The organism is Pseudarthrobacter chlorophenolicus A6 (genome assembly GCF_000022025.1).
Lineage (GTDB): Bacteria > Actinomycetota > Actinomycetes > Actinomycetales > Micrococcaceae > Arthrobacter > Arthrobacter chlorophenolicus.
Window position 1 is genome coordinate 3620152 of sequence record NC_011886.1, and the last position, 21177, is coordinate 3641328.

The following is a 21177-nucleotide window of genomic DNA, read 5'->3' on the forward strand; positions in this document are numbered from 1 at the left end:
CAGGAGTGACGTAATGACCACGCAGCCCAACGCCAGCACGCAGCAGACCGGCAACGCAGCCCAGAACAATGCAGCGCAGAACACCACCGCATCCGGTAACACCTCGCAGAAGAAGCAGGCAGCTACCCACTCCCTGGGCACGGCCCAAGGCCACGACGGACGCGGCCGCACCACCGTCGCCGACGGCGTGGTGGCAAAGATTGCCGGCATCGCCATCCAGGAAATCGAGGGCGTGCACGCCCTGGGCGGCGGCGCGGCCCGGGCCATCGGAAACCTGCGCGAACGGGTGGGCCAGAAGGACCTCACCCAGGGCGTGAGCGTTGAGGTGGGCCAGACCCAGGTGGCTGTGGACGTGACCCTGGTGGTTGAGTACCCGCACCCCCTCCAGCAGGTGGCGGACAACGCCCGCGACGCCGTCTACTCCGCGGTGGAGGACCTGGTGGGCATGGAAGTCACCGAAGTGAACATCACCATCACGGACATCCACGTCCCGTCTGAGGACAACGACGGCGAGGCTGACGACGCCGGCCACGAGCCGAGGGTGGCATGACCCCGGTCATCGGCGGTGCGGCAGCCGGGGCAGTCCTGGCGGTAGTGGCACTGGCCTTCGGGTTCTGGGGCTTCATCCTGACCCTGCTCTTCATGGGCATTGGTGCGGTCCTGGGACGCGCCGCCGAGGGCCGCCTGGACCTGGCGGCGGTGTTCGACGCCCTGCGCGGCCGCCGCACGTCGTCGTGAACCGCCAGGGCCACACCCGCATCGCCCCGGCCGCCCTCCGGAAGACCGTGGAAGCCGTGACGTGCCAGGCGTTCGGCGTTCCCCAGGCCGACGTTTCCGCTTCCCTGCGGGACGACGCAGGAAAGCTGGGGGTGGACCTCCTGGTCCGCCTGCCGGCACCACCTCTCCTGGCGTCAGCTCCGGAGGGCCGGCCGCCCCTGTTTGAACAGGCGGATGTGGCCCGTCTGAAGATTTCCTTCATGGGGCGCCAGGTCACCGGCATGGAGATGGGCAAGATCAACATCAGGCTCGGGGCTGCATGAGAAGCCTTGCCGCGGAGGCACGCAGACTGCCCGCGGCCAGGACGGCAGCACTGAACATCAGCAGCACATCAAGCAAACCACCAGGAGGTCACCGTGGGCACGCCCCGAACCCATAGCAGGATTGTCCGGCGGGAAACGCATTCATCGCGCGCCGGGCTCTCCGCCGCCACTGCGGTGCTCCTCCTGGCCGTCTTCCTGTGGCTGGGCACCGAAAGCGTCCTCGCCCTGCTGGGCCAGGAGGCCCTGGTGGCCGGCCCGGGCCGGCTTGCCGACGCGGCGGCCACGGCGCCGCAAACCACGCAGCCCGCCGAACTGACCGCGGCCGGGGTTGCCGCCGCCGTCCTGGGCCTCACGTTGCTGGTGGCGGCCTTCAAGGGCGGCCGCAAGGGACGCCGGGCCATGCAGGCCGAACGGGCGGCGGTGGTTGTTGACGACCAGGTCATCGCGGCAGCCGTCTCCCGGCAGGTGCAGCTGACCGCCAAACTCGCTCCCGAACAGGTTGCCACCACCATCAGCCGGGCCCGGGCCCAAGTAGCCATCCGGCCGACGTCGGGCGCTCCCCTGGACCGTGAAGCCGTCACCCGGGCCGCGGCAGCGGAGATCGATTCCTGCCGCCTGGGACGGAAACTCAGCACCGATATCCGCATTGCCACCGAAGGAGCACTGGGACGATGAACCACACCAACCGCGCCCTGAACCGCTTCTTCCTGGCCGCTACTGGACTGGTCCTGCTGGCCGCCGGCACCCTCACCGCCGGTGCCGGCATGGACGCCGGCGTGCGGGACCGCTGGAGTTCCGTCAGCACCAGCCTATTGGGGGGCTGGCGGAACCTCCGGAGCACTGCGCCCCTGCAGGAACCCCTGGGCAGCTGGTGGGCACTCGCTGTGCCCGCCGTGCTGCTCCTCGGTGCCCTGGCCAGCATCATGTGGCTGACCCGGCAAGGCGGCGGGCGGACCAGCGAGGCAGCCCGGCAGCGGGACGCCGAACTCGGGGACACCGCCGTCGACATTTCCTACCTCGAATCCGCCGTTGAGGCCGCGCTGGAAGGCAACCGGGCCGTCGTCGGCAGCTCTGTATCCGCCTGGCGCGGACGCGGCCGGCGGCGCACCACAACCCAAGGACTGCGCATCACCCTGCAGGCAAGGCGCGGAGCGTCTCCGCGCGAGGTAGCCGACGTCGCCGAGGCACTGGTCACCGGCATGGAAGCGCTGCTGGGCCATCGCACCACCGTCCTGGTCCGAATAGCAGGTGGAACCAGGACCCGGCTGGCGGGTGCACACCGCACCAGCTAGCAAAGGCTGCCGCGTTTTTCGACACCTGGCAGCACAACAGGAACACCGAGAGAAGGGCATCATCATGGGACTCGACGACAAGATCAACAACGCCGCCACGAACCACGCGGGCGCCGCCAAGGAAGGCGTTGGCAAGCTCACGGGCAACGAACGCCTCGAGCGCGAAGGCCAGCACGACCAGGCCCAGGCGAAGGTCCAGGAGGCCGGAGAGAAGGTCAAGGACGCTGCCAGGGACATCGGCCACAACCTCAAGGAAGCTGCGGAGAAGGTCAAGGAAAGCTTCCGCAAGGAGTAGCCAGCCCCTGGAGGGCAGGCGCGTTGCAGCCAACCACGGCGCAACGCGCCCAGCCGTCAGTCCGTTCGTCCGGCGCTCGCCCGTTTCACGCCTGCAAAGGCAGGCGCGCGCCGATAATGAAAGCAGAGTCAGGTGACAGGAACACCCTTGGTGCGGGACCAGTTGGACCTGGTCCCCGATGCCATCCTGGCCGGCAGGGCAGCCGACGGCGATACAGCGGCTTTCGAGGCCCTCGCCCGGCGGTACGGGCCACACATGCGGGCCTGCGCCCGCCGGCTGACCGGATCGTACGCCGATGCCGACGATGTGGTCCAGGAAGCCCTGGTCCAGGCCTGGAAGCAGCTTGAATCGCTGCGCGAACCCGCTGCGGTGAAGGGTTGGCTGCTACGGCTGGCAGGCAGCAGGAGCATCGATTACCTGCGCCGGCGCAGGAACCACACAAGCCTGTCGGCGCTGGAAGAAAGCGGAGCAGGACTGGAACCTGCAGCCACCGCGCCCGGCCCCGAGTCCTCCGCCGTGGCTTCCTCGGGTACCGAGGCGCTGAAGGCGGCCCTGTCCCGGCTGCCCGAAGAACAGCGCCGTTGCTGGGTTCTTAAAGAGTTCAACGGACAAAGCTACGAGCAGATTGCGCAGACCCTGAACATCAGCCCAGCCAGTGTCCGGGGCCGCCTTGCCCGGGCCCGGATTACACTGGTCCGCGAAATGGAAGGATGGCAATGAGCATCCCCCACGACACGTTCGAGTGCGGGCACACGCTTGAGGAGTTGAGCCAGTACCTGGATACCGGCGAATTCCCCGACCCCCGCCACCTCGAGACCTGCCCGGATTGCCGCAACGGCCTCGATTCGCTGCGCCGGCTCTCCACCGCCGGCAGCGAACTGTTCAGCAACGACCTCGCCGAGGCCGGCAGCGGCAACGACGACTGGATGAAAAACATCCTGGCCAACCTCAAGCTCGAGCTCCGGCCCGGGCGTTCCATCCCGCTGCGGTCCGAGCACCCGGCGGACACCCTTACCGAAACGGAGGGCTCGGTCCTCGCCCTGGTCCGTTCCGTCACCGACCTGGCCCCCGGAGCCGTGGCGGGCAGGGTCCGGCTTGAAGGAGATGTCACCGTTCCCGGTGAAGCCATCACCGTCAACCTGGACCTTGCCGTTGCCTTCGGCAATCCCCTACTGGGCAGCGCTGCGGCGCTCCGCCAGGAGCTCGGGGAAGCCCTGGCCCGGCACACCGAGCTGAACATCGCCGCCATCGACATCACCATCACGGACGTGATCGAGACTCCCCGGGAGGAACCATGACAGCGCCGGCCCAGCCAACTCCCGCGAAGCGTGAAGATGTGGGGGAAGAACTTCCGGGCAACAGTCCTGCAGGGACACCGGGCGCCGCTGCGCCGGGCTCCCTGCGGGCCGCCGTGCTCGGGGTGGAGGGCGTTACCGACGTCTTTCCGTCCCGACCCCTATGGCAGCGGCTGCCCGCCGGAGCCTTGTCCCTGCTGCAGCAGGCAGCGGGTCAGCAGGGTGCAGGGGATCCCGACGACGGCCCGCTGGTTGAAGCCCGGGCGGACGGCCGTGCCACGGACGTGACAGTCCGCATCGGCGTGGGTGCCGACGCCCGGACTCCAGACGTGGTGCGGGCGGTGGCCGCGGTGGTCCGCAATCACTTTGCGCCGGCGGAGGTTTCGGTGAAGGTCACCGTGGCACGCATCTCCCCCGAGTAGCAGGGGCTGGGCGCGGGCGGCGGCAGCACATCCTCACACGCGTTAGGTAAACTGCAGCATCACTGTTGTTTGCCACCAGAGGATCACCATGAATCGCAAGGCCACCGCACTGGACGTCGCCAAGCTGGCCGGTGTTTCCCGGAGCGCTGTCTCCCTGGTCCTCAACGGCCGGGGTGACGGCAACGTGGCGCTGGAAAGCCAGCAGCGGATCCGCGAAGCGGCCGCCACCCTCAACTACACGCCCAACAAGATCGCCCTCAGCCTGCGGAACCGGCAGTCCCGGATTATCGGCATCGTCTCGGACCAGGTGGTCACCAGCCCGTTCGACGGCAACATCATCGCCGGAGCGGACGCCGTGGCCCGTGAACACGGCTTCGTCACCGTGGTGATGGACACCGAGCTGGACGGTTCAAGGGACGAAGGGGCGGTGGAAACCCTCCTGGACCGGCAGGTGGACGGGCTGATGTATGTGACGGTGGGCCTGCGTCCGCTGCATGTCCCGGCCAACATGGAGCGGGTGCCGTCCATCCTGGCCAACTGTTTTGATGACCGCCCCGAAGCCGGTGTTGGCGCCGTCATTCCGGACGAGGTCCGCGGCGGGCGGGAAGCCGCAGAGCATGTCATGTCGCTGGGCCACCGGGACATCGCGTTCCTGGCCGGTGACTCGCTGACGCCCGCAGCGCCACGACGGATCGAGGGCTACCGGGACGCGTTCCTCCGGGCAGGACTGCCCGTCAACGAGGCCAGGGTCCTGCAGGTGGGCTGGGACATCGACGCCGGATTCCACGGGGCCATGAAGCTCCTGGACGGCGTCGAAGGCGCCCGCCGCCCCACCGCCATCCTGTGCGCCAACGACCGCCTGGCCATTGGTGTGGTGCTGGCCTGCTACCGGCTGGGCCTGAGCGTCCCGCAGGACCTGTCCGTCATGGGCTATGACGACGAATTCCGCGTGGCCAAGGCCATGGTGCCCGCACTGAGCACCATGGCCCTGCCCCTGCGCGAGATGGGCGCCGCCGCCATGACGGCGCTGCTGGGCGATGTCACGCAGCACCGGACGCAGCCGCCCGAAGGCAGTGAAACACACCGCGTGCCAGGCGGCAGCAGCACCGAAACCATGGTGCCCTGCCGCCTGGTGGTCCGTGATTCCACCGGCCCGGTCCCCGAGGGACGCTAAACCGAACGATAAGAACCGGACGCGGAGAAGGGAACGGTAAAGAAGCCCCGCGCTAGGGCTGGACCAGCTCCCACACGTCTGCAGAGGCACCGGCCGGAAGCACCAGTTGCCACTTCTCCCCCGCCGCCGGGTACGCGCGGAGCGTGGTGGCCACAGCCCCGCTCCGGTAGACCTCCACCAGTGAGGCGTCCACGAAAATCCGCAGTTCCTCCCCGCCGGCAAGCGGTCCGCTGAACACGGTCTGCTGCCCGTCCCCGCCCACCAGCAGGAGTTCGACGGCGGCGTCCCCCGCGCCTGCATCCGACGCACCGGCGGCGCGGGTCACCACAGCTTCAGCGAACCGCGGCAGCTCCACGCGGCCTTCGGCGGACCGGGCCACCGGGCCACCGCGGTAAGCCTCGATTTGCGGGGCCGGCGTGATCGCCAGCGTCCCGTCCACCACGGACAGTTCCCGCGGGAAGGTGAGCACCCCGGACCAGCCTGCGGCGTCCACCTCTTCCTGGCTGCGGCCGCGGCGTCCGTCACGGCCGGGACCTTCGTTGGCCCAGCCCCACAGCAGGGCGCGGTCTTCGAGCGCAACAACCTGGGGGGCGTAGAAGTCACGGCCCTGGTCCGAGGATCCGCCGCTGCGGGGCGTAAAGACGGGCAGTCCAGTGGACGGATCTTCGGTGAGCGAGCCGATCAGGTGTCCCACCCCGTTGGCGTGCTCGTGGGCGTCGCCGGAGAGCCACAGCGAGAACATCGCCACCCACGTGTCTTCGCCGGAGTTGTCCGGGACCCGGACCAGCTGGGGGCACTCCCAGATTTCAGCGGGGGTGAACTGCGATGCCACCGGGTTTTCCGTGGTGAGCCAGATGCCCTGGTACTTCCAGTCGGACAGGTCCTCCACCGTGTAGAGGAGCAAGGCGGCGTGTCCGGTGGCCAGGCCGGCGCCCTGCATGGCGTACCGCTTGCCGTTGAAACGGAAAATGAAGGGATCACGCACCGCAGTGACATCGCCGCCGTCGGGCATCCGCGCCGCAACGTGCCCGGTCTGGTCCCATTCCACCAGGTCCTGCGAACCGCGGGCGATGACCACCTCGGAGTGCCCGCCGTCGCCGCGGACGCCCGAGTACGCTGCGGTGGGGACGCCGCCGTCGTCCGTCACCACGCCCGTCCAGCAGCCGTACTCGTCCGGCCCGCCCGGCTGCGGGCGCAGCGCAACGGGGTGTTCTTCCCAGCGAACCAGGTCCGCGGAGCTGACGTGTCCCCAGGCGATCCGGTGATGCCGGGCCGACTCGGGGTTGTACTGGAAGAACACGTGGTAGCGGCCGTTGATGAAGCTGATGCCGTTGGGATCATTGATCCAGCCCTGGGCAGGGCGCGCGTGGAACCGCGGGAAGGCAGCGTCGGGGTGGGCTGCGGCGACGTCGTCGAAGGAGATGGCGGCGAGGTCCGGGGTAGGCATGGTGGAGCCTTTCAGGGTGGAGGAACGGAAGAAGTTACTTGCCGGTGCCGGCGGTGAGGCCGGCCTGGAGTGCGCGCTGGCCGAACATGAAGACCACCAGCGCCGGGATCATGGACAGGACGACGCCCGCCAGGACCACCGAGATGCTGCCGGTGCCCAGGTTGCCCTGGAGTGAAACCAGGCCCAGCGGAAGCGTGAAGTTCTGTTCGGAGATGGTGAGGATGAGGGGCCGGAAGAACTCGTTCCAGTGGAAGTTGAATGCCAGGATCCCCACGATCGCCATGCCCGGCATGGCCAGCGGCGCGTAGACCGAGCGGAAGGTCCGCCAGGGTGAGGCGCCGTCGATCGAGGCGGCCTCGGCCAGCTCCGTGGGGAGTCCAAGGAAGTACTGGCGCATCAGGAAGGTGCCGAACGCCGTCGGGATGGCCGGCAGGATCAGCGCCAGGAGGGTATCGGACAGGCCCATGCCGCGGATCAGCATGAAGACGGGCACGATGGTCACCTGTACCGGCACCATCATGGTGGCCAGGACGATGGAGAACAGAGCGCCGCGGCCGCGGAATTTCAGGTGCGCGAAGGCGTAGCCTGCCAGCGCCGCGGACACCATCTGGCCCACCGCGATCAGGCCGGTGACCAGGGCGCTGTTGAGGACCAGCAGGAAGATGTTCAGCTGCTGGAACACCTGGCCGTAGGAGGTGAAGTCAGGGTTCCAGGGGATGAAGGACGGCGGCAGCTTGAAGGATTCCGACGGCGAACGCAGCGAGGTGGACAGCGTCCACAGCACCGGCCCCAGGGTCAGGGCCGCGGCGATCAGCAGCAGGATCACCCGGAGGGCGGTGTTCCAGCTGAACCTGCGCCGGTTGGTGCGGACGGTGGGGAGGCCCTCGGAGAGCCGGGGCGTGGGCCCGGAGGCCAGGCCGTGCTCAGTGGTGGTGGTCATGGCTGGCCTTACTGGTAGAAGACGAATCGTTTGCTGAGCCGGAACTGTGCGGCCGTGATGGCCACGATGATCAGGGTGAGCAGCACGCCGATGGCGGATGCCTGGCCGAATTCGAGCCGCTGGAAGGCCGATTCGAAGATCACCATGACCGCGGTGCGCGTGGAGTCGCCCGGGCCGCCGCGGGTGAGGACGTACGGCTGGTCGAACACCTGGAGGGCGCTGATAATGGCCATCACGGACGCCACCAGGGTGGTGGGGCTGAGCAGCGGAAGCGTGACGTGGAGGTGCTTGCGCCAGCCGGTGGCGCCGTCGATCGACGCGGCCTCGTAGGTCTCCACGGGAATGGAAGCCAGGCCGCCGATGAACAGCAGGAAGGAGAAGCCGAAGTTCTGCCACACGTAGACCAGGATGACGACGGCGGCGGACCCGCCGGGGGTGGTGAGCCAGGGGACTGCGGGGATCCCCACCAGGGACAGGAGCCAGTTGACCACGCCGAACTGTTCGTTGAAGAGGTACCGCATGAAGATTGACACTGACGCTGCGGAGAGGATCAGCGGGAAGAAGAAGGCGGAGCGGAAGAACACCCGCAGCCACGCCGGCATCTTTTCCTGCACCATGATGGCAAGCGCGAGGGCAAGCCCCAACTGCAGGGCCACGGCCACCACCACGAACACGATGGTGTTCAGGAAGGACACCCGGACGGTGGGGTCCTGAACTACTTCGGCGAAGTTGTTGAAGCCCACGAAGGACGGGGCCGAGATGATGTCCCAGCGGAAGAAGGCCAGGACCACGGATGCCACGATGGGGATCAGTGTGAACAGGCCCATGCCCAGGATGGTGGGGGCCAGGAAGACCCAGGCCAGCCAGCGCTGGCTGTGGCGGTTGGCACTGGCTCTGCTGTTCCGGGCCGGCGCGGTTGCGTCCGGCCGGGCTGCCTGCCGGGGCCTTTCCCGCGGCGGGTTGGTGGTGCTCATGGCTGCCTCCTCAAGGCAATTTCAAGGTCGCGCTGCATCGATGCAAGGGCCTGCTTGAGCTGCTGTTCGTCGCCGCTGACGGCCAGTGAGACGTTCTTCATCAGGGCGGTTTCGACGGCGGCCTGCTGGGGCGGCGCCGGGATGGGGCCGGTGGTGGGGAACCTGTCCAGGGTGTCGTAGAAGACCTTCCAGTGGGCGGGTCCCTTACCTGCATACAGGTCCGCATTGACCATGGACCGGCGGGCCGGGGTGGTGGCGGGGTTGGGGAAGATCAGTTCCATTGCCTCGCGGCTGGAGCTGAACTTGATCCATTCCCAGGCGGCGTCCTTGTCCTTGGCGGTCTTCATCATGGCGTATCCGGCGGTGCCGAACTGGTGCCGCTGCGTCTTCCAGCGCGGGAAGAACTGGACGTCGAAACCGTTCTCCCCCATGCCGGCCTCGTGCAGGCCCTGCACCCAGTAGCCGCCGGCAGGGGTGGTGCCGATCCGGTTGGAGGCGAACAGGCCCACCAGGGAGTTGCCGCCGCCTTCCTCCGGCCTTACGCCCAGGCCGTCCTTGACCAGCCCGCGGAGGTAGTCGAAGGATTCGAAGACGCGGTCGTCATTGGCGTTGGGTTCCAGCCACTGGTAGCCGCCTGAACGGAGGCTGCGGGAGGGGTCGGTGGCGTAGAAGCCGTCCCAGAGCCAGTCTCCGCCGGTGGACCGGGTCTCCTTCAGGAAGCTGGTGTCGTTGGCGTAAAGCCAGGGCACCACACCGCCGAAGAGCCGGTTGGTCCAGTAGTACGGAGTGAAGTCCGAGGGGCGGGCCTTGCGCATGGCGGCGAGGTTGTTGCGGAAATCGAGATGCGTCCAGTCGTCCGCCGGGCGGTCCAGCCCCGCCTCCGCGAAGGCCGCGGTGTTGTAGTACATGTTGGCGGCGTTCCAGTCCATGGGGAGCTGGTAGAGGCTCCCTTTGTACATGAACGCTTCCACCAGGCTGGGGTGGACATCGCTGAAGAACTCCCGCATGTCCGCGGCGTCGCGGCGGATGTAGTCATCCAGCGGATAGGCCAGCTTCTCGGCGAAGAGCTGGGCGCCTTCGGTGGCCACGTACACCACGTCCGGCGGCGTGCCGGCAGCCACCATGGTGAGAATCTTGGTGAAGAAATCCTTCCAGTCCACGGCCTGGATGGCCTGGACTTTCACCTTGACGTCCGGGTGGATCCGGCTGAAGGCATCGATGGCACGCTGGCGGGCGGCGGCGTCCGCTGCGGTGCCCAGGATGGCGATGCTGAGGCTGTTGTCCCCGCGGCCGGGAATGTCCGTCCCGGAGAGCCGCGGCCACGACGCCACGGATGCTCCGATGATTCCAACGCCCAGGGCACCAAGGGCGGTGCGGCGGGTGATCTGCCGCAACTGCCCGTTTATGGCTCCGGTCATGTCTAATTCCTTCCTAACACGTGTTAGGAACTGTAGACCGGCCACCTAACACGTGTCAAGCGTCACAACGGATGCGGGCGCGCGGGTCATCGTTTGGGCAGTCCGCACCGGGGCCGTACCCTACTTAGGATTACCTAAGAAGAAGGACCATGCCGTGCCAGTGACCTACCGCGACCCCTGGGGCGTCCCGCACCTTCGCGCCGACACCGCCGAGGAACTGGCGTTCCTGCAAGGCAGCAACGCGGCGGCCGACCGTTCCTGGCAGATCGAGATGGAGCGGTGGCGGTCCGAGGGCCGGACCGCCGAACATCTCGGCAGTGACGGCGTCCTGTGGGACAGGTTCGCCCGCCAGGCCAGGATCGATGACACTGCTCGCCGCTGCTTCGGCAACCTCGACCGGGAAACGCAGCGCTGGGTCACGGCCTACGTGGACGGCGTCAACGATGCTTTGGCCCGCGGACGCCGGCAGGCGAAGGAGTTCCGGGACAGCGGCGCCGAACCCGGGCCATGGGAGCCGTGGACTCCCTTGGGCGTCTTCCTGGTCCACCACATCTTGTTCAGCACCTTCCCCAACAAGCTCTGGCGCGACCACGTGGCCCACACGCTCGGGCCGGACGCGGTGGACCTGTTCAGCATCGAGGCGCCGGTCTGGGCAGGCAGCAATGCCTGGGCGGTTTCCGGGAACCTGGCCGCCGGTGGTTCTCCCCTGCTGGCCGGAGACCCGCACCGGCTCATGGAACTGCCCGGCGTGTACCAGCAGGTGCGGCTTGCCTGCCCCGAGTTTGACGCCGTGGGGCTGGCTTTTCCCGGCATCCCCGGGCTGCCGCACTTCGGCCATGCCGGCACCGCAGCGTGGGCGGTCACCAACGCCATGGCGGATTACCAGGACCTTTACCGTGAGCAGTTGCGGCGGGACGGCGGGACCCTGCAGGCCCTTGGCCCCGGCGGCTGGGAGCCGGTGGTTTCGGACCTTGAAGAGCTGATCCGAGTCCGCGGCTGCGACGTTGAGACGGTGCAGGTCATCGAAACCGTTCGCGGGCCCGTGATCACCGGCGGGTACGACGGCGGCACGCTAAGTTTGCGGATGCCCTCGCGGGTGGGCGGACGGCTGGGCTTCGAGGCCCTCCTGCCGCTGCTGCGGAGCCGGACCATTACGGATGTCGAGGCGGCGTTCGGCGACTGGGTGGAGCCGGTCAACTGTGTCCTGGCCGCCGATTCGGCCGGCGGCGTCCGTCAGTTCGTGGCTGGCGCAGTCCCTGAGCGGAACCATGAGAACCGGGTGCGTCCCGTTCCGGCAGAGTCCCGCCGGCATCAGTGGACCGGCGGCTGGGTGGAGCTGCCGGCATCGGACGTGGAAACACTTGCGGTCAATGCCAACGACCGCGCGTCCGGCGGCGGCGATCTGACCGGCCTGGAGTTTGCCCCAGCGCACAGGGCCGGGCGGATCCGCGAGCTGCTGGAGGAAGCAGGAAGCGGCCTCGATGCCGGCACCATGCAGCGCATTCATATGGACACCAGGCTCGGGTCCTGGCCCGCGCTGCGGGCGGTGGTGGAGCGGTGCGGAACCGATGCTCCCTTGTCGCCGGCAGCAGCGGACCTTCGGGACAGCCTGCTCGGGTGGGATGGGAGCATGCGGGCGGACAGTCCCCTGGCAGCTGCCTTTGCGGGCTGGCGCTCGGCGTTCGTCCGGGCCCTGGCGTCCGCTCCCCTGCTGGCTCCGCTGGCGAGGCCTACCGGCCACTCGCCGCTCTTCAGCCCGTGGCTGGACCCCGTGTCCAGGGTGGGTTTCGCACTGGAGACCATAGTGGCGAAGGGCGACGCCGCAGGCCTGGACGTGGCAGCAGCGGCCACCGAGGCGCTCGAGGCGGCGGCAGCGTCGCCGTCGTCCGCGGACTGGGGCGCAACCCACACCGTGCTGCCGCTGCACGCGTTGGCAGACCACCCGTCCGCCAGTGCGAAGGCACCGCGTGTCCCCATGACCGCGCTGTCCGGTGACACGGGCTGCGTGCTGTCCACCGAAAGCCTGCCGGGGGTCACCGATGCATCGTTCCGGGGGCCCGTGGCCCGCTACGTGTGGGACCTCGGGGACCGGTCCAAGAGCCGGTGGGTGGTCCCGTTCGGAACATCAGGCCATCCCGGCGCCGCGAATTTCCTCAGCCAGCTGCCGCTTTGGGCCACCGGCGAACTGCTGCCGGTCATCACGGACTGGGACCAGCTAAGCCGCGAGAACGATGACGAAGGAGAACCGTGATGGGCACTGACGCTTCAGGCCACACCCGCGAGGCCGTGTACGGGGAGGAGCTGGAGGGCCTGGGCTGGCTCAGGCTGTTCCGGCTGGCACCGGAGGACGACGCGGACCTGATCCACAGCTGGGTGAGCGAGGAGCGGGCGAAGTTCTGGGGGATGAACGGCTGGAGCCGCGATGAAGTCCGGGATGTCTACCGGTTCCTGGACAGCCTGGACACCCACCACGGCTACCTGATGGTGGTGGATGGTGAGCCTGCCGGCATCTTCCAGACCTACGAGCCGCAGCAGGATCCTGTGGGCGAGGCCTACCCGGCGCTGCCGACGGACGCGGGGATCCATCTGTTCCTCGCGCCCACCGGGACGCCGGTTCCCAACTACACGCCGAAGGTCATGGAAGGCCTGGTCCGGTTCGTGCTGTCGGATCCGGCCAAGGACCGGGTGGTGGCGGAACCGGACGCCCGGAACGGAAAGGCCATCAGGCGGATGGAGAGTTTCGGATTCGAACGCGGCCCCGTTGTGCAGCTGGCCGAAAAGGAGGCCCAGCTGATGTTCCTGGGCCGGGCGGCGTTCGAGGCACGGACGTCCGGCCGGGGCGAGGTCCGGCCCGGGATCTAGCCTGCCGGGCGGAGCGAGGTGATCATCCGCCGGATGTCCTGGTATTCGGTGGTGTCCATGTACTTGCGGGCCTGTTCCAGGTACGGGAGGTTTTCAGCGCCCGGAGTCGTGTTGTTTTCCGGACTGTAGAAGGCGCCGAACATCGCGGCAGTGGGCGGCCAGGTGAAGAACTGGAAGATGGGGCAGGCCAGGTCACCGGCGGGTGCGGCTGAAACGGTGATGCCATAAGCCGCGGCCGGAGTGTTGGCCGGGCCCGGGGCGCTGGAGTTGCCGCGCGATTCGTAGACGAACCGGGGTACCGTTCCGGCCTGGGCCAGGGCGGGAAGCTGCTGGGACTCAAACTCCTCGAACGGGTACTTTTCCGTGCAAATTGAACCGGTGGCCATGTTGGTCCGCAGCGTCGCCAGCGGCTTACCGGCCTCGTTGGTGACTTCGGCGAAGGCCCCGCCACCTTCGGGCAGCTCGCCGGCGGGATCCCTGACGCTCCAGCCGGCGGGGTGGTCAAACGCCAGCTGCCCGTCCGCCGTCGTAAACGTCTTCAAGGCCGTCTTCGCCGGGGCGGGCGCAGCCGTCGTGGTGGCGGGGCCGGGCGGCACGGTGCTGGCCGGTACCGTGCCGGTAACTGTCGCCGTCGCCATCGGCGGTGAAGCCTGCTGGCCTCCGCACCCGCCAACCGCCACGGCGGTGAGGACCAGCACGGGAAGCAGCCCGCGGAACTTCTTCATGACACCCTCCCGGGCCTCGCGAAATATATCCTTCAATTGTGGGACCGTGGCTTGGTTTTACACCGGACGGGGACGATTTGGCGCCCAACCGTTGTGCCCGGTAACAGCGGGAGTTATGCCAGGCGATGCTGCCTGGGGTTAACGCACGAACGGCGGCCGCGCTCCTTCCGGAACGGGCCGCCGTCGTAAGCCATCCGTTAGATGGTGGCGGTGTCAATCACAAAGCGGTAGCGGACGTCGGACGCCAGCACGCGCTCGTAGGCCTCGTTGATCTTCTCGGCCGGGATGACCTCGATTTCCGCGCCAATGCCGTGCTCGGCGCAGAAGTTGAGCATCTCCTGGGTTTCGCGGATGCCGCCGATCATGGAGCCGGCGAAGGACCGGCGTCCGCCGATCAGGGCGAAGGCGTTGACCGGGAGCGGCTCGGCGGGAGCACCAACGTTGACCAGTGCGCCGTCGAGGGTCAGCAGCTGCAGGTAGGAGCTGATGTCGATCGAGGCGCTGACGGTGTTGATGATCAGGTCGAAGTGTCCGGCGAGTTCGGAGAACGTGTTCTCGTCGCTGGTGGCGTAGTACTTGTCGGCGCCCAGGCGGAGGCCGTCTTCCTGCTTCTTCAGGGACTGCGACAGGACAGTCACTTCAGCGCCCATGGCGTGGGCGATCTTGACGGCCATGTGGCCGAGGCCGCCAAGGCCGACGACGGCGACCTTCTTGCCGGGACCGGCACCCCAGTGGTGCAGCGGTGAGTAGGTGGTGATTCCGGCGCACAGCAGCGGGGCGGCGACGTCGAGGTCCAGGCCTTCGGGGATGGTCACCACGAAGTCTTCGGTGACGACGACGTGGGTGGAGTAACCGCCCTGGGTGATGGTGCCGTCGCGGTCAACAGCGCCGTAGGTACCGACGTTGCCCTTGAGGCAGTACTGCTCCTCGCCCTTCTGGCAGTTCACGCACTCGCGGCAGGAGTTCACCATGCAGCCGACGCCGACGCGGTCGCCGACCTTGTGCTTGGTGACCTCGGAGCCAACCTCGGTGACGATGCCGGCGATTTCGTGGCCGGGGGCCAGCGGGTACTGCTGGGGACCCCAGTCACCGCGCACGGTGTGGATGTCGGAGTGGCAGATGCCGGCGAACTTGATGTCGATCAGGACATCGTGGGGTCCAACTTCGCGGCGTTCGATGGTGGTTGCAACCAGGTCCTCGGTGGCGGACGGTGATGCGTAAGCCTTGACGGTGGTCATGGTTCTCCTGTGCTTCTTGGGGGGTCTCTAAAATGCTACCGGCGCTGTCTGACCGGAACGTGCAAAAAGGGCCTGCCTCGGTGGCCCTGTTGTACCTAGTACTGGCAGTCCTACCTTTGGCGGCCTTCATACTGTTCGTCCGTGATGTGCTCGGCCCAGGCGGTGGTGGCGGCCGGATCCTCGTCGTTTTCGAGGATGGCGATGTGTTCCATGAAGGTCCCGTTCGCCGAGGCGTGCCAGTGTTCCTCCCCAGGCGGCGTATACAGGGTCTGGCCGGGGTGGACTTCAATGATGGTGCCGTCGCGGCTGCCGAAGCGGGCCACGCCGGAGGTCACGTGCAGGTACTGGCCCCGGGCGTGCGAGTGCCAGGCCGTGCGTGCCCCGGGGGCGAAGCGGACCTTGGCGACGACGGCGCGCTGCTCGGGTCCGTTCGGGGCCGCGATGAGGTCCACCCACACGTCACCGGCGAACTGTTCCGGTGGATTTTTGACGGTTTCGCGTGCTGGTTCGATCTTCATGGTGGTTCCTTTCCTGCTCAAGGGCGTTGTTTGGCCTTCCGTCCATCAAACCCGGTCCGTGGAGCCGTAACGAGGGCCCTGCTGAAACGGGTTATGGCAGACCCTCTTTAGCGCCGGGGCATTAGTCGTAACGTGTCCTGTATGGATAACCGAGCCGAGGTACGGCAGTTCCTCTCCACCCGCCGAGGACGCATCACGCCGGAACAGGCGGGCATCGAACCGTACGGCGGGCGGCGGCGCGTACCCGGGCTCCGGCGTGAGGAGGTGGCCCGGCTCGCGGGCGTCAGCGTGGACTATTACACGCGGCTGGAACGCGGAAACCTGACAGGGGTTTCGGACAGCGTGCTGGACGCGATAGCCGGTGCGCTGGAGCTGGACCGGGCCGAGCAAGACCACCTGTACGACCTCGCCCGGACCGCCAACACCTCGGGTCGGAAACGGGCCCCCGCTACCGCGGCCGCAGGAGTCCGTCCGGAACTGCAGTTCCTGCTGGACACCATCACAGGGGCGCCTGCCTTTATAGGCAACAACCGGATGGACGTGGTGGCCGCCAACACCCTGGGCTACGCACTGTATTCGGAGATGTACAGGTCCCCCGCAAGGCCGGCGAACCATTCACGGTTCATTTTCCTGGACCCGCGGGCCCACAACTTCTACACAGACTGGGAGCGTGCCGCGAACACGAATGTGGCCATCCTGCGGCGCGAAGCCGGGAGGAACCCGCACGACAAGGGCATTGCCGAACTCATCGGGGAACTGTCCATGCGCAGTGACGAGTTCCGCACCCGGTGGGCTGCCCACAACGTCCGGCGCCACTACGCGGGGACCAAGTTTTTCCAGCATCCCGTGGTGGGCCTGCTGGAGCTGAACTACCAGGTCCTCGGCCTGGAGGAGGACCCCGGTCACTCCCTGACGGTCTATCCGGCCACCCCCGGCAGCGCATCGGACCAGGCCCTCAAGCTCCTGGCTTCCTGGGCGGTGACGGAAAACATCGTAGAGCTGGCCCAGGCCGGCGCCCGAAGCTGAAATCACAGCTCAGTGAACATCGGCCCGCCGGTCAACCCCGGGGCACGTTACCGCCGCCCCTGCTAGTCCCGGGACAGCGGAACGGCGAGGATCCGGTCGTCGCCCTGCCGCGGGCTGCCCCGCCCATCGGTGTTGTTCGTGACGAACCACAACTGACCGTCGGGGGCCACCGTGACGTCGCGGAGCCGGCCGAATTCCTGGCCGAAATGTTCCGTGGACGTGGACGGATCAGAGACCGGAACGGACCGCAGCACCTGCCCGCGCAGGTTGGCGATGAACAGGGACCCGCCGGAGTGGGCCATTCCGCTGGGGCTGGCCGAACCGGGCTGCCACTGCTGCACCGGATCCACGAAGCCGTCCCGTTCCGCGATGCCCTCCACCGTGGGCCAGCCATAGTTCGCGCCGGCGGTGATGATGTTTAGCTCGTCCCACGTGTTCTGGCCGAACTCGGTGGCGAACATGGTTCCGTCATCAGCCCAGGCGATTCCCTGCGGATTACGGTGCCCGTAGCTGTAGACCAGGGACCCCGGGAACGGGTTGCCGGCCGGGGCGGTGCCGTCGGGCGTCATCCGCAGGATCTTTCCGGCCAGCGCGTCCCGGTCCTGGGCGTCATCCCGCCGGCCCGCGTCCCCGGTGGTCACGTAGAGCATGCCGTCGGGGCCAAAGGCGATCCGGCCGCCGTCGTGGTTGCCCGCGGCCGGGATCCCGTCCAGGAGGGTCCGCGGCTGCCCCAGGGACAGCGAACCCCGGGTTCCGGTGACCGGGTAGCGCTGGACCCGGTTGCCGCCGTCCGCCGTCGAATAGACAAAGAGATCGCCGGTGCTGCCCACCGCCAGGCCGAGCAGGCCGGCTTCACCGCGGGCGGCCACACCGTTCACCGTGCCGATGGACCGTGATGAACCATCCGTGGCGAGCTCAAGGATCCGGCTGCTATTCCTCTCGCTGACCAGCGGAACGCCGTCGCGGAACACCACTGACCACGGAGCCTCCAGACCGGTGGCCACCGGCTGCGGGGTGCCCGCGATGGCGGCTGCCGAGGGCCGGTCGGCCGAAGGCGCCGGGCCGGGGCTTTCGGGGCCGGCGGACACTGATTCCGTGGGTGTGGCCGAGCTGGTGGAAGGGCCGGGTCCGGGCGCGGGCGTGCAGCCAACGAGCAGCAGAACTGCCCCTAGGACGGCTGCCGGCAGGATTGCTGGTCTCACGTGCTTCCCCTTCGCGTTGTGTGCCTGGCCTCTATCGTCCCGCATCCGGGCGGCTCCCGGGCCGTCCAGTCACATGAAGTCCCGTTGCGGTTCGTGGCGCAGCGTTGCCTGTTTTGACCCTCCGGCGCCCCAATATGTAGCGCGGTTGCGTCCCGTTGAGCGTCTCCGTCAAAGTGCTGGCCAAGGCCTTGAAGCGCGTGCTTAGGTAGTTCCCACGGTCCCGGCCAGGCCAGTTCTGCAGCACGCACCAGCTTCAACCCGCCACAGCCCCGATCCTGAACAGGAGGACCTGATGTCTGACTCATCCAGCCACATGCACCGCAGCACAACATGGGGTCCGCATTGTTGCCGCTCCCGAATGTCTCCGCCCCGCCGAATGGCAGCAGCACGGCGCTAGCTTCGGCAGCAAAGCCACAGATTTCCCTACACCAGAGGCCGGCGCGTCGGACCTGATTCGTCCGACGCCGGTACTCACCTTTCATTCCCCTCCCGCCTTCCGGGCCACGAGCCTTAGCTTGCCCTGCCCGGATTTGCCCGCATTTTTTCCCGAAAGGCACCCATGTCCTTCGCAGCATCCTCCCCACCCGCTTTCACCCGGCGCCGTGCGCTCGGGGCACTCCTGGCGATTCCCGCCGTCGGACTTCTTTCTGCCTGCGGCGGTTCCGCCACCGCCGGCGGCGAGCGGATCAGCCAGGAAGCCCTTGCCCCGCTTGCCACCTCAGTCCCCACCGGCGCCACCATCAAGGTGGGTGACCCCAGCATCCGCGTGGCACTGGAACTCTCCGGCCTGAACAAGGAACTGGGCGGCATCAACGTGGAATTCGCCAACCTGTCCGGCGGTCCTCAGACCACCGAGGCGTTCCGCGCCAACGCCTTGGACGTCGGCTCGGTGGCGGACATCCCGCCCATCCACGCCACCTGGACCGGCCTGGACGTACGCATCATCGCCGCGGTGTACCGCCAGGACGCCGTGAACCACCCCATATATGAACTCGGCATCGCACCCGGAGCCGGGATCACGACGCTCGAGGAGCTGCGCGGCAAGAAAGTGGCGTACAGCCCCGGCCAGGCGCAGGGCGCCCTGGTGCTCCGGATCCTGGACAAGGCCGGACTCAAGCAGGAGGACGTGAAGCTGGTGGAACTGCCCAGCACCGGCGACGCCTACGCTTCCGCACTGTCCAGCAAACAGGTGGATGCCGCGCCGCTGGGCGGGGTGCAGATCAAGCGCTACCTCACCAAGTACAAGGCCGACGGCGCCACCACCCTCCGCCACGGCCTCCGGGATGATCCCGGCCACCTCTACTCCCCCGCCAACGTCCTGGCTGACCCCGCCAAGGCGGCCGCGCTGGCCAAGTACGTGGAGGTGTGGGGCAAAGCCCAGCGCTGGGTAGAGGACCACCCGGAAGAATGGCTGGAAGGCTACTACGTCAAGGACCAGGGCCTGTCCCGCGAGGACGGCCAGTACCTGATCGAGGCCACCGGCAAACGGGACATCCCCACGTCCTGGACCGAGGCCATCGAACGCCACCAGCAGACCATCGACCTGCTGTCCCGTGAGCAGAAGAAGCCGCAGCTGAACGCCAAAGACCTCTACGACACCCGCTTCGAGGCCATCGGCGGGACGTCCTTCGCCGCAGCCGCCACAGCAGGTGCGGCATGAGCGCGCCCGTGCTGGACCGGACCGCCGTCGAACCCCACCTGGACCCGGACCTCCACAAGCGTGACGACGTCCGGCCCACCGGCAGGCGGCTGGGCCCGGGCAGGCGCCTCCGGTTCGCCTGGCTGCTCGGCCCCGGCGCCCTGCTGGCCCTCTGGACTGTCACGTCCGCCACCGGCATCCTCGATCCCCGGATCCTCTCCGAACCCTGGACTGTGGTGGCCACCGCGGGCGAGCTGATCGCCGACGGCCGGCTCCAGGAGAACCTCGCCATCTCCGCCCAGCGGGCGGGCCTGGGACTGTTCTTCGGCATCGTGGTGGGCGCAGTCCTGGCACTCCTGGCCGGGCTGAGCCGTGTGGGCGAAGCCCTGATCGACGGTCCTGTACAGATCAAGCGCGCCATCCCCGGCCTGGCGCTGATCCCGCTGCTGATCCTGTGGTTCGGCATCGACGAGACCATGAAGGTCCTCACCATCACCCTGGGCGTGTTCGTCCCGATCTACCTGCAGACCCACGCCGGGCTGCGCGGCATCGACCTGCGCTACGTGGAACTGGCACAGACCGTGGGCCTGAGCCGGGCGGGATTCATCCGCAAGGTGGTTCTCCCCGGCGCCCTGCCCGGGTTCTTCCTGGGCTTGCGCTTCGCCGTCACCGGCGCCTGGGTGTCCCTGGTGGTGGTGGAACAGATCAACGCCACCAGCGGCATCGGCTACATGATGGAGCTCGCCCGCACCTACGGCCAAACCAACATCATCGTCCTCGGCCTGGCTGTCTACGGCATCCTTGGCCTCCTCTCCGACGGCATTGTCCGCTTCATCGAACGAAAGGCCCTCTCATGGCAGCGCACCCTGGCGGGCTGACCGCCCTCGCGCCCCGGACCGCCCCCGCACCCCGGACCTCACCCGGCCCGGCCCACGTCAACGAAGTCTCCGTACGCGGGCTCATCCGCAGCTTCGGACCCAAAGGCGTCCTGAACGGCGTGGACCTGGACATCGCACCGGGCGAGTTCGTGGCCCTGCTGGGCCCCAGCGGCTGCGGCAAGAGCACCCTGCTGCGCGCCCTCGCCGGGCTGGACCACGACGTCCGCGGCAGCGGCGTGATCAGCGTCCCGGACCGAGTGTCAGTGGTGTTCCAGGACTCCCGGCTCCTGCCGTGGGACACCGTGCTGGGCAACGTCACCCTTGGTTTGCGGGAGCACGACGCCGAGAGCCGGGCACGCAGGGCCCTCGCCGAGGTGGGGCTCGCCGGCCGCGAAAAAGCATGGCCGCACGAACTGTCCGGCGGAGAACAACAGCGCGTCGCCCTGGCCCGGTCCCTGGTCCGTGAGCCGCAGCTCCTTCTGGCCGACGAGCCGTTCGGCGCCCTCGACGCGCTGACCCGCATCAAGATGCACGGCCTGCTCCAGGACCTCGTGGCTGCGCACACGCCCGCTGTCCTCCTGGTCACCCACGACGTGGACGAGGCCATCGCGCTGGCCGACCGGATCGTAGTGCTGGACCACGGCCGGATCGCCACCATCCGTCCCGTGGCGGCGGACATACGTTCCTCCGCCGACGCCGCCGGCCACGAAGCCCTCCGCCGCGACCTCCTCACTGCCCTCGGCGTCGAAGCCGCCCACTGACCCCGGTGGTGGAGCCTGCCGAAACCCCGCC

General features: G+C 68.0%; 24 protein-coding genes. 16 read left to right on the forward strand and 8 right to left on the reverse strand.

Going from position 1 to position 21177, the window contains the following annotated elements; translation table 11 throughout:
- Window positions 1–13: 13 nt before the first annotated feature.
- The 10 genes from ACHL_RS16375 to ACHL_RS16420 all read left to right on the forward strand — a co-directional run bounded on the left by ACHL_RS16375 (window position 14) and on the right by ACHL_RS16420 (window position 5518).
- On the forward strand, window positions 14–550 hold the full coding sequence (locus ACHL_RS16375) for an Asp23/Gls24 family envelope stress response protein (RefSeq protein WP_015938413.1): 537 nt from the start codon (window positions 14–16) through the stop codon (window positions 548–550).
- Window positions 547–738, forward strand: a complete 192-nt coding sequence (locus ACHL_RS16380) for a DUF2273 domain-containing protein (protein WP_015938414.1) — start codon at window positions 547–549, stop codon at window positions 736–738. Before ACHL_RS16375 ends, ACHL_RS16380 begins: the two co-directional genes overlap by 4 nt.
- Window positions 735–1040, forward strand: a complete 306-nt coding sequence (locus ACHL_RS16385; protein WP_015938415.1) for a hypothetical protein — start codon at window positions 735–737, stop codon at window positions 1038–1040. The genes ACHL_RS16380 and ACHL_RS16385 overlap by 4 nt, the downstream gene beginning before the upstream one ends.
- A gap of 93 nt (window positions 1041–1133) precedes the next feature.
- Window positions 1134–1715 carry a hypothetical protein gene (locus ACHL_RS16390; protein WP_015938416.1) on the forward strand — a complete coding sequence of 194 codons (582 nt, stop codon included), beginning with the start codon at window positions 1134–1136 and terminating at the stop codon, window positions 1713–1715.
- Window positions 1712–2332, forward strand: coding sequence for a hypothetical protein (locus ACHL_RS16395; protein WP_015938417.1), 621 nt, complete (start codon window positions 1712–1714; stop codon window positions 2330–2332). Before ACHL_RS16390 ends, ACHL_RS16395 begins: the two co-directional genes overlap by 4 nt.
- 64 nt (window positions 2333–2396) lie before the next feature.
- A complete protein-coding gene (locus ACHL_RS16400) occupies window positions 2397–2627 on the forward strand; it encodes a CsbD family protein (protein WP_015938418.1) in 231 nt (76 codons plus the stop codon).
- A gap of 132 nt (window positions 2628–2759) precedes the next feature.
- The gene (locus ACHL_RS16405) at window positions 2760–3347 is read left to right on the forward strand and encodes an RNA polymerase sigma factor (RefSeq protein WP_050767108.1); all 588 of its coding nucleotides are present in this window, start codon (window positions 2760–2762) and stop codon (window positions 3345–3347) included.
- The gene (locus ACHL_RS16410; RefSeq protein ID WP_015938420.1) at window positions 3344–3925 is read left to right on the forward strand and encodes an anti-sigma factor family protein; all 582 of its coding nucleotides are present in this window, start codon (window positions 3344–3346) and stop codon (window positions 3923–3925) included. The genes ACHL_RS16405 and ACHL_RS16410 overlap by 4 nt, the downstream gene beginning before the upstream one ends.
- Window positions 3922–4344 (forward strand): hypothetical protein, encoded by a 423-nt coding sequence (locus tag ACHL_RS16415; RefSeq protein ID WP_015938421.1) that lies wholly within the window; start codon window positions 3922–3924, stop codon window positions 4342–4344. The genes ACHL_RS16410 and ACHL_RS16415 overlap by 4 nt, the downstream gene beginning before the upstream one ends.
- A gap of 88 nt (window positions 4345–4432) precedes the next feature.
- Window positions 4433–5518 carry a LacI family DNA-binding transcriptional regulator gene (locus tag ACHL_RS16420; protein WP_015938422.1) on the forward strand — a complete coding sequence of 362 codons (1086 nt, stop codon included), beginning with the start codon at window positions 4433–4435 and terminating at the stop codon, window positions 5516–5518.
- 52 nt (window positions 5519–5570) lie between these two features.
- Here ACHL_RS16420 and ACHL_RS16425 read toward each other — a convergent pair whose 3' ends face one another.
- Genes ACHL_RS16425 through ACHL_RS16440 form a run of 4 tightly spaced genes read right to left on the reverse strand, consistent with a single transcriptional unit; the run spans window position 5571 to window position 10297 of the window.
- On the reverse strand, window positions 5571–6965 hold the full coding sequence (locus ACHL_RS16425; RefSeq protein ID WP_015938423.1) for a glycoside hydrolase family 32 protein: 1395 nt from the start codon (window positions 6963–6965) through the stop codon (window positions 5571–5573).
- A 34-nt stretch (window positions 6966–6999) separates the two neighbouring features.
- A complete protein-coding gene (locus ACHL_RS16430; protein ID WP_015938424.1) occupies window positions 7000–7905 on the reverse strand; it encodes a carbohydrate ABC transporter permease in 906 nt (301 codons plus the stop codon).
- An 8-nt stretch (window positions 7906–7913) separates the two neighbouring features.
- Window positions 7914–8879, reverse strand: a complete 966-nt coding sequence (locus tag ACHL_RS16435) for a carbohydrate ABC transporter permease (RefSeq protein WP_015938425.1) — start codon at window positions 8877–8879, stop codon at window positions 7914–7916.
- On the reverse strand, window positions 8876–10297 hold the full coding sequence (locus tag ACHL_RS16440) for an extracellular solute-binding protein (protein ID WP_015938426.1): 1422 nt from the start codon (window positions 10295–10297) through the stop codon (window positions 8876–8878). Before ACHL_RS16440 ends, ACHL_RS16435 begins: the two co-directional genes overlap by 4 nt.
- 154 nt (window positions 10298–10451) lie before the next feature.
- Between ACHL_RS16440 and ACHL_RS16445 the strand changes: the two genes are divergently transcribed.
- Window positions 10452–12548 carry a penicillin acylase family protein gene (locus ACHL_RS16445; RefSeq protein ID WP_015938427.1) on the forward strand — a complete coding sequence of 699 codons (2097 nt, stop codon included), beginning with the start codon at window positions 10452–10454 and terminating at the stop codon, window positions 12546–12548.
- The gene (locus tag ACHL_RS16450; protein WP_015938428.1) at window positions 12548–13159 is read left to right on the forward strand and encodes a GNAT family N-acetyltransferase; all 612 of its coding nucleotides are present in this window, start codon (window positions 12548–12550) and stop codon (window positions 13157–13159) included. The genes ACHL_RS16445 and ACHL_RS16450 overlap by 1 nt, the downstream gene beginning before the upstream one ends.
- Here ACHL_RS16450 and ACHL_RS16455 read toward each other — a convergent pair.
- The 3 genes from ACHL_RS16455 to ACHL_RS16465 all read right to left on the reverse strand — a co-directional run bounded on the left by ACHL_RS16455 (window position 13156) and on the right by ACHL_RS16465 (window position 15640).
- Window positions 13156–13884, reverse strand: a complete 729-nt coding sequence (locus ACHL_RS16455) for a hypothetical protein (RefSeq protein WP_015938429.1) — start codon at window positions 13882–13884, stop codon at window positions 13156–13158. The genes ACHL_RS16450 and ACHL_RS16455 overlap by 4 nt on opposite strands.
- 197 nt (window positions 13885–14081) lie before the next feature.
- Window positions 14082–15122 carry an NAD(P)-dependent alcohol dehydrogenase gene (locus tag ACHL_RS16460; RefSeq protein WP_015938430.1) on the reverse strand — a complete coding sequence of 347 codons (1041 nt, stop codon included), beginning with the start codon at window positions 15120–15122 and terminating at the stop codon, window positions 14082–14084.
- 110 nt (window positions 15123–15232) lie between these two features.
- Complete coding sequence (locus ACHL_RS16465; protein WP_015938431.1) at window positions 15233–15640, reverse strand: (R)-mandelonitrile lyase; 408 nt, start codon at window positions 15638–15640, stop codon at window positions 15233–15235.
- Between the two features lie 141 nt (window positions 15641–15781).
- Here ACHL_RS16465 and ACHL_RS16470 point away from each other — a divergent pair, with 141 nt between their 5' ends.
- Window positions 15782–16666 carry a helix-turn-helix transcriptional regulator gene (locus ACHL_RS16470; RefSeq protein WP_015938432.1) on the forward strand — a complete coding sequence of 295 codons (885 nt, stop codon included), beginning with the start codon at window positions 15782–15784 and terminating at the stop codon, window positions 16664–16666.
- 62 nt (window positions 16667–16728) lie between these two features.
- Here the strand turns inward: ACHL_RS16470 and ACHL_RS16475 are convergent, their stop codons facing one another.
- A complete protein-coding gene (locus tag ACHL_RS16475; protein ID WP_015938433.1) occupies window positions 16729–17913 on the reverse strand; it encodes a PQQ-dependent sugar dehydrogenase in 1185 nt (394 codons plus the stop codon).
- Between the two features lie 514 nt (window positions 17914–18427).
- Here ACHL_RS16475 and ACHL_RS16480 point away from each other — a divergent pair.
- The 3 genes from ACHL_RS16480 to ACHL_RS16490 are packed head-to-tail and all read left to right on the forward strand — an operon-like array spanning window position 18428 to window position 21146.
- Window positions 18428–19528 (forward strand): ABC transporter substrate-binding protein, encoded by a 1101-nt coding sequence (locus ACHL_RS16480; RefSeq protein ID WP_015938434.1) that lies wholly within the window; start codon window positions 18428–18430, stop codon window positions 19526–19528.
- Window positions 19525–20385: an ABC transporter permease gene (locus ACHL_RS16485; protein WP_015938435.1), complete on the forward strand. Its 861-nt coding sequence runs from the start codon at window positions 19525–19527 to the stop codon at window positions 20383–20385. The genes ACHL_RS16480 and ACHL_RS16485 overlap by 4 nt, the downstream gene beginning before the upstream one ends.
- On the forward strand, window positions 20361–21146 hold the full coding sequence (locus tag ACHL_RS16490; RefSeq protein ID WP_015938436.1) for an ABC transporter ATP-binding protein: 786 nt from the start codon (window positions 20361–20363) through the stop codon (window positions 21144–21146). The genes ACHL_RS16485 and ACHL_RS16490 overlap by 25 nt, the downstream gene beginning before the upstream one ends.
- Window positions 21147–21177 lie beyond the last annotated feature (31 nt).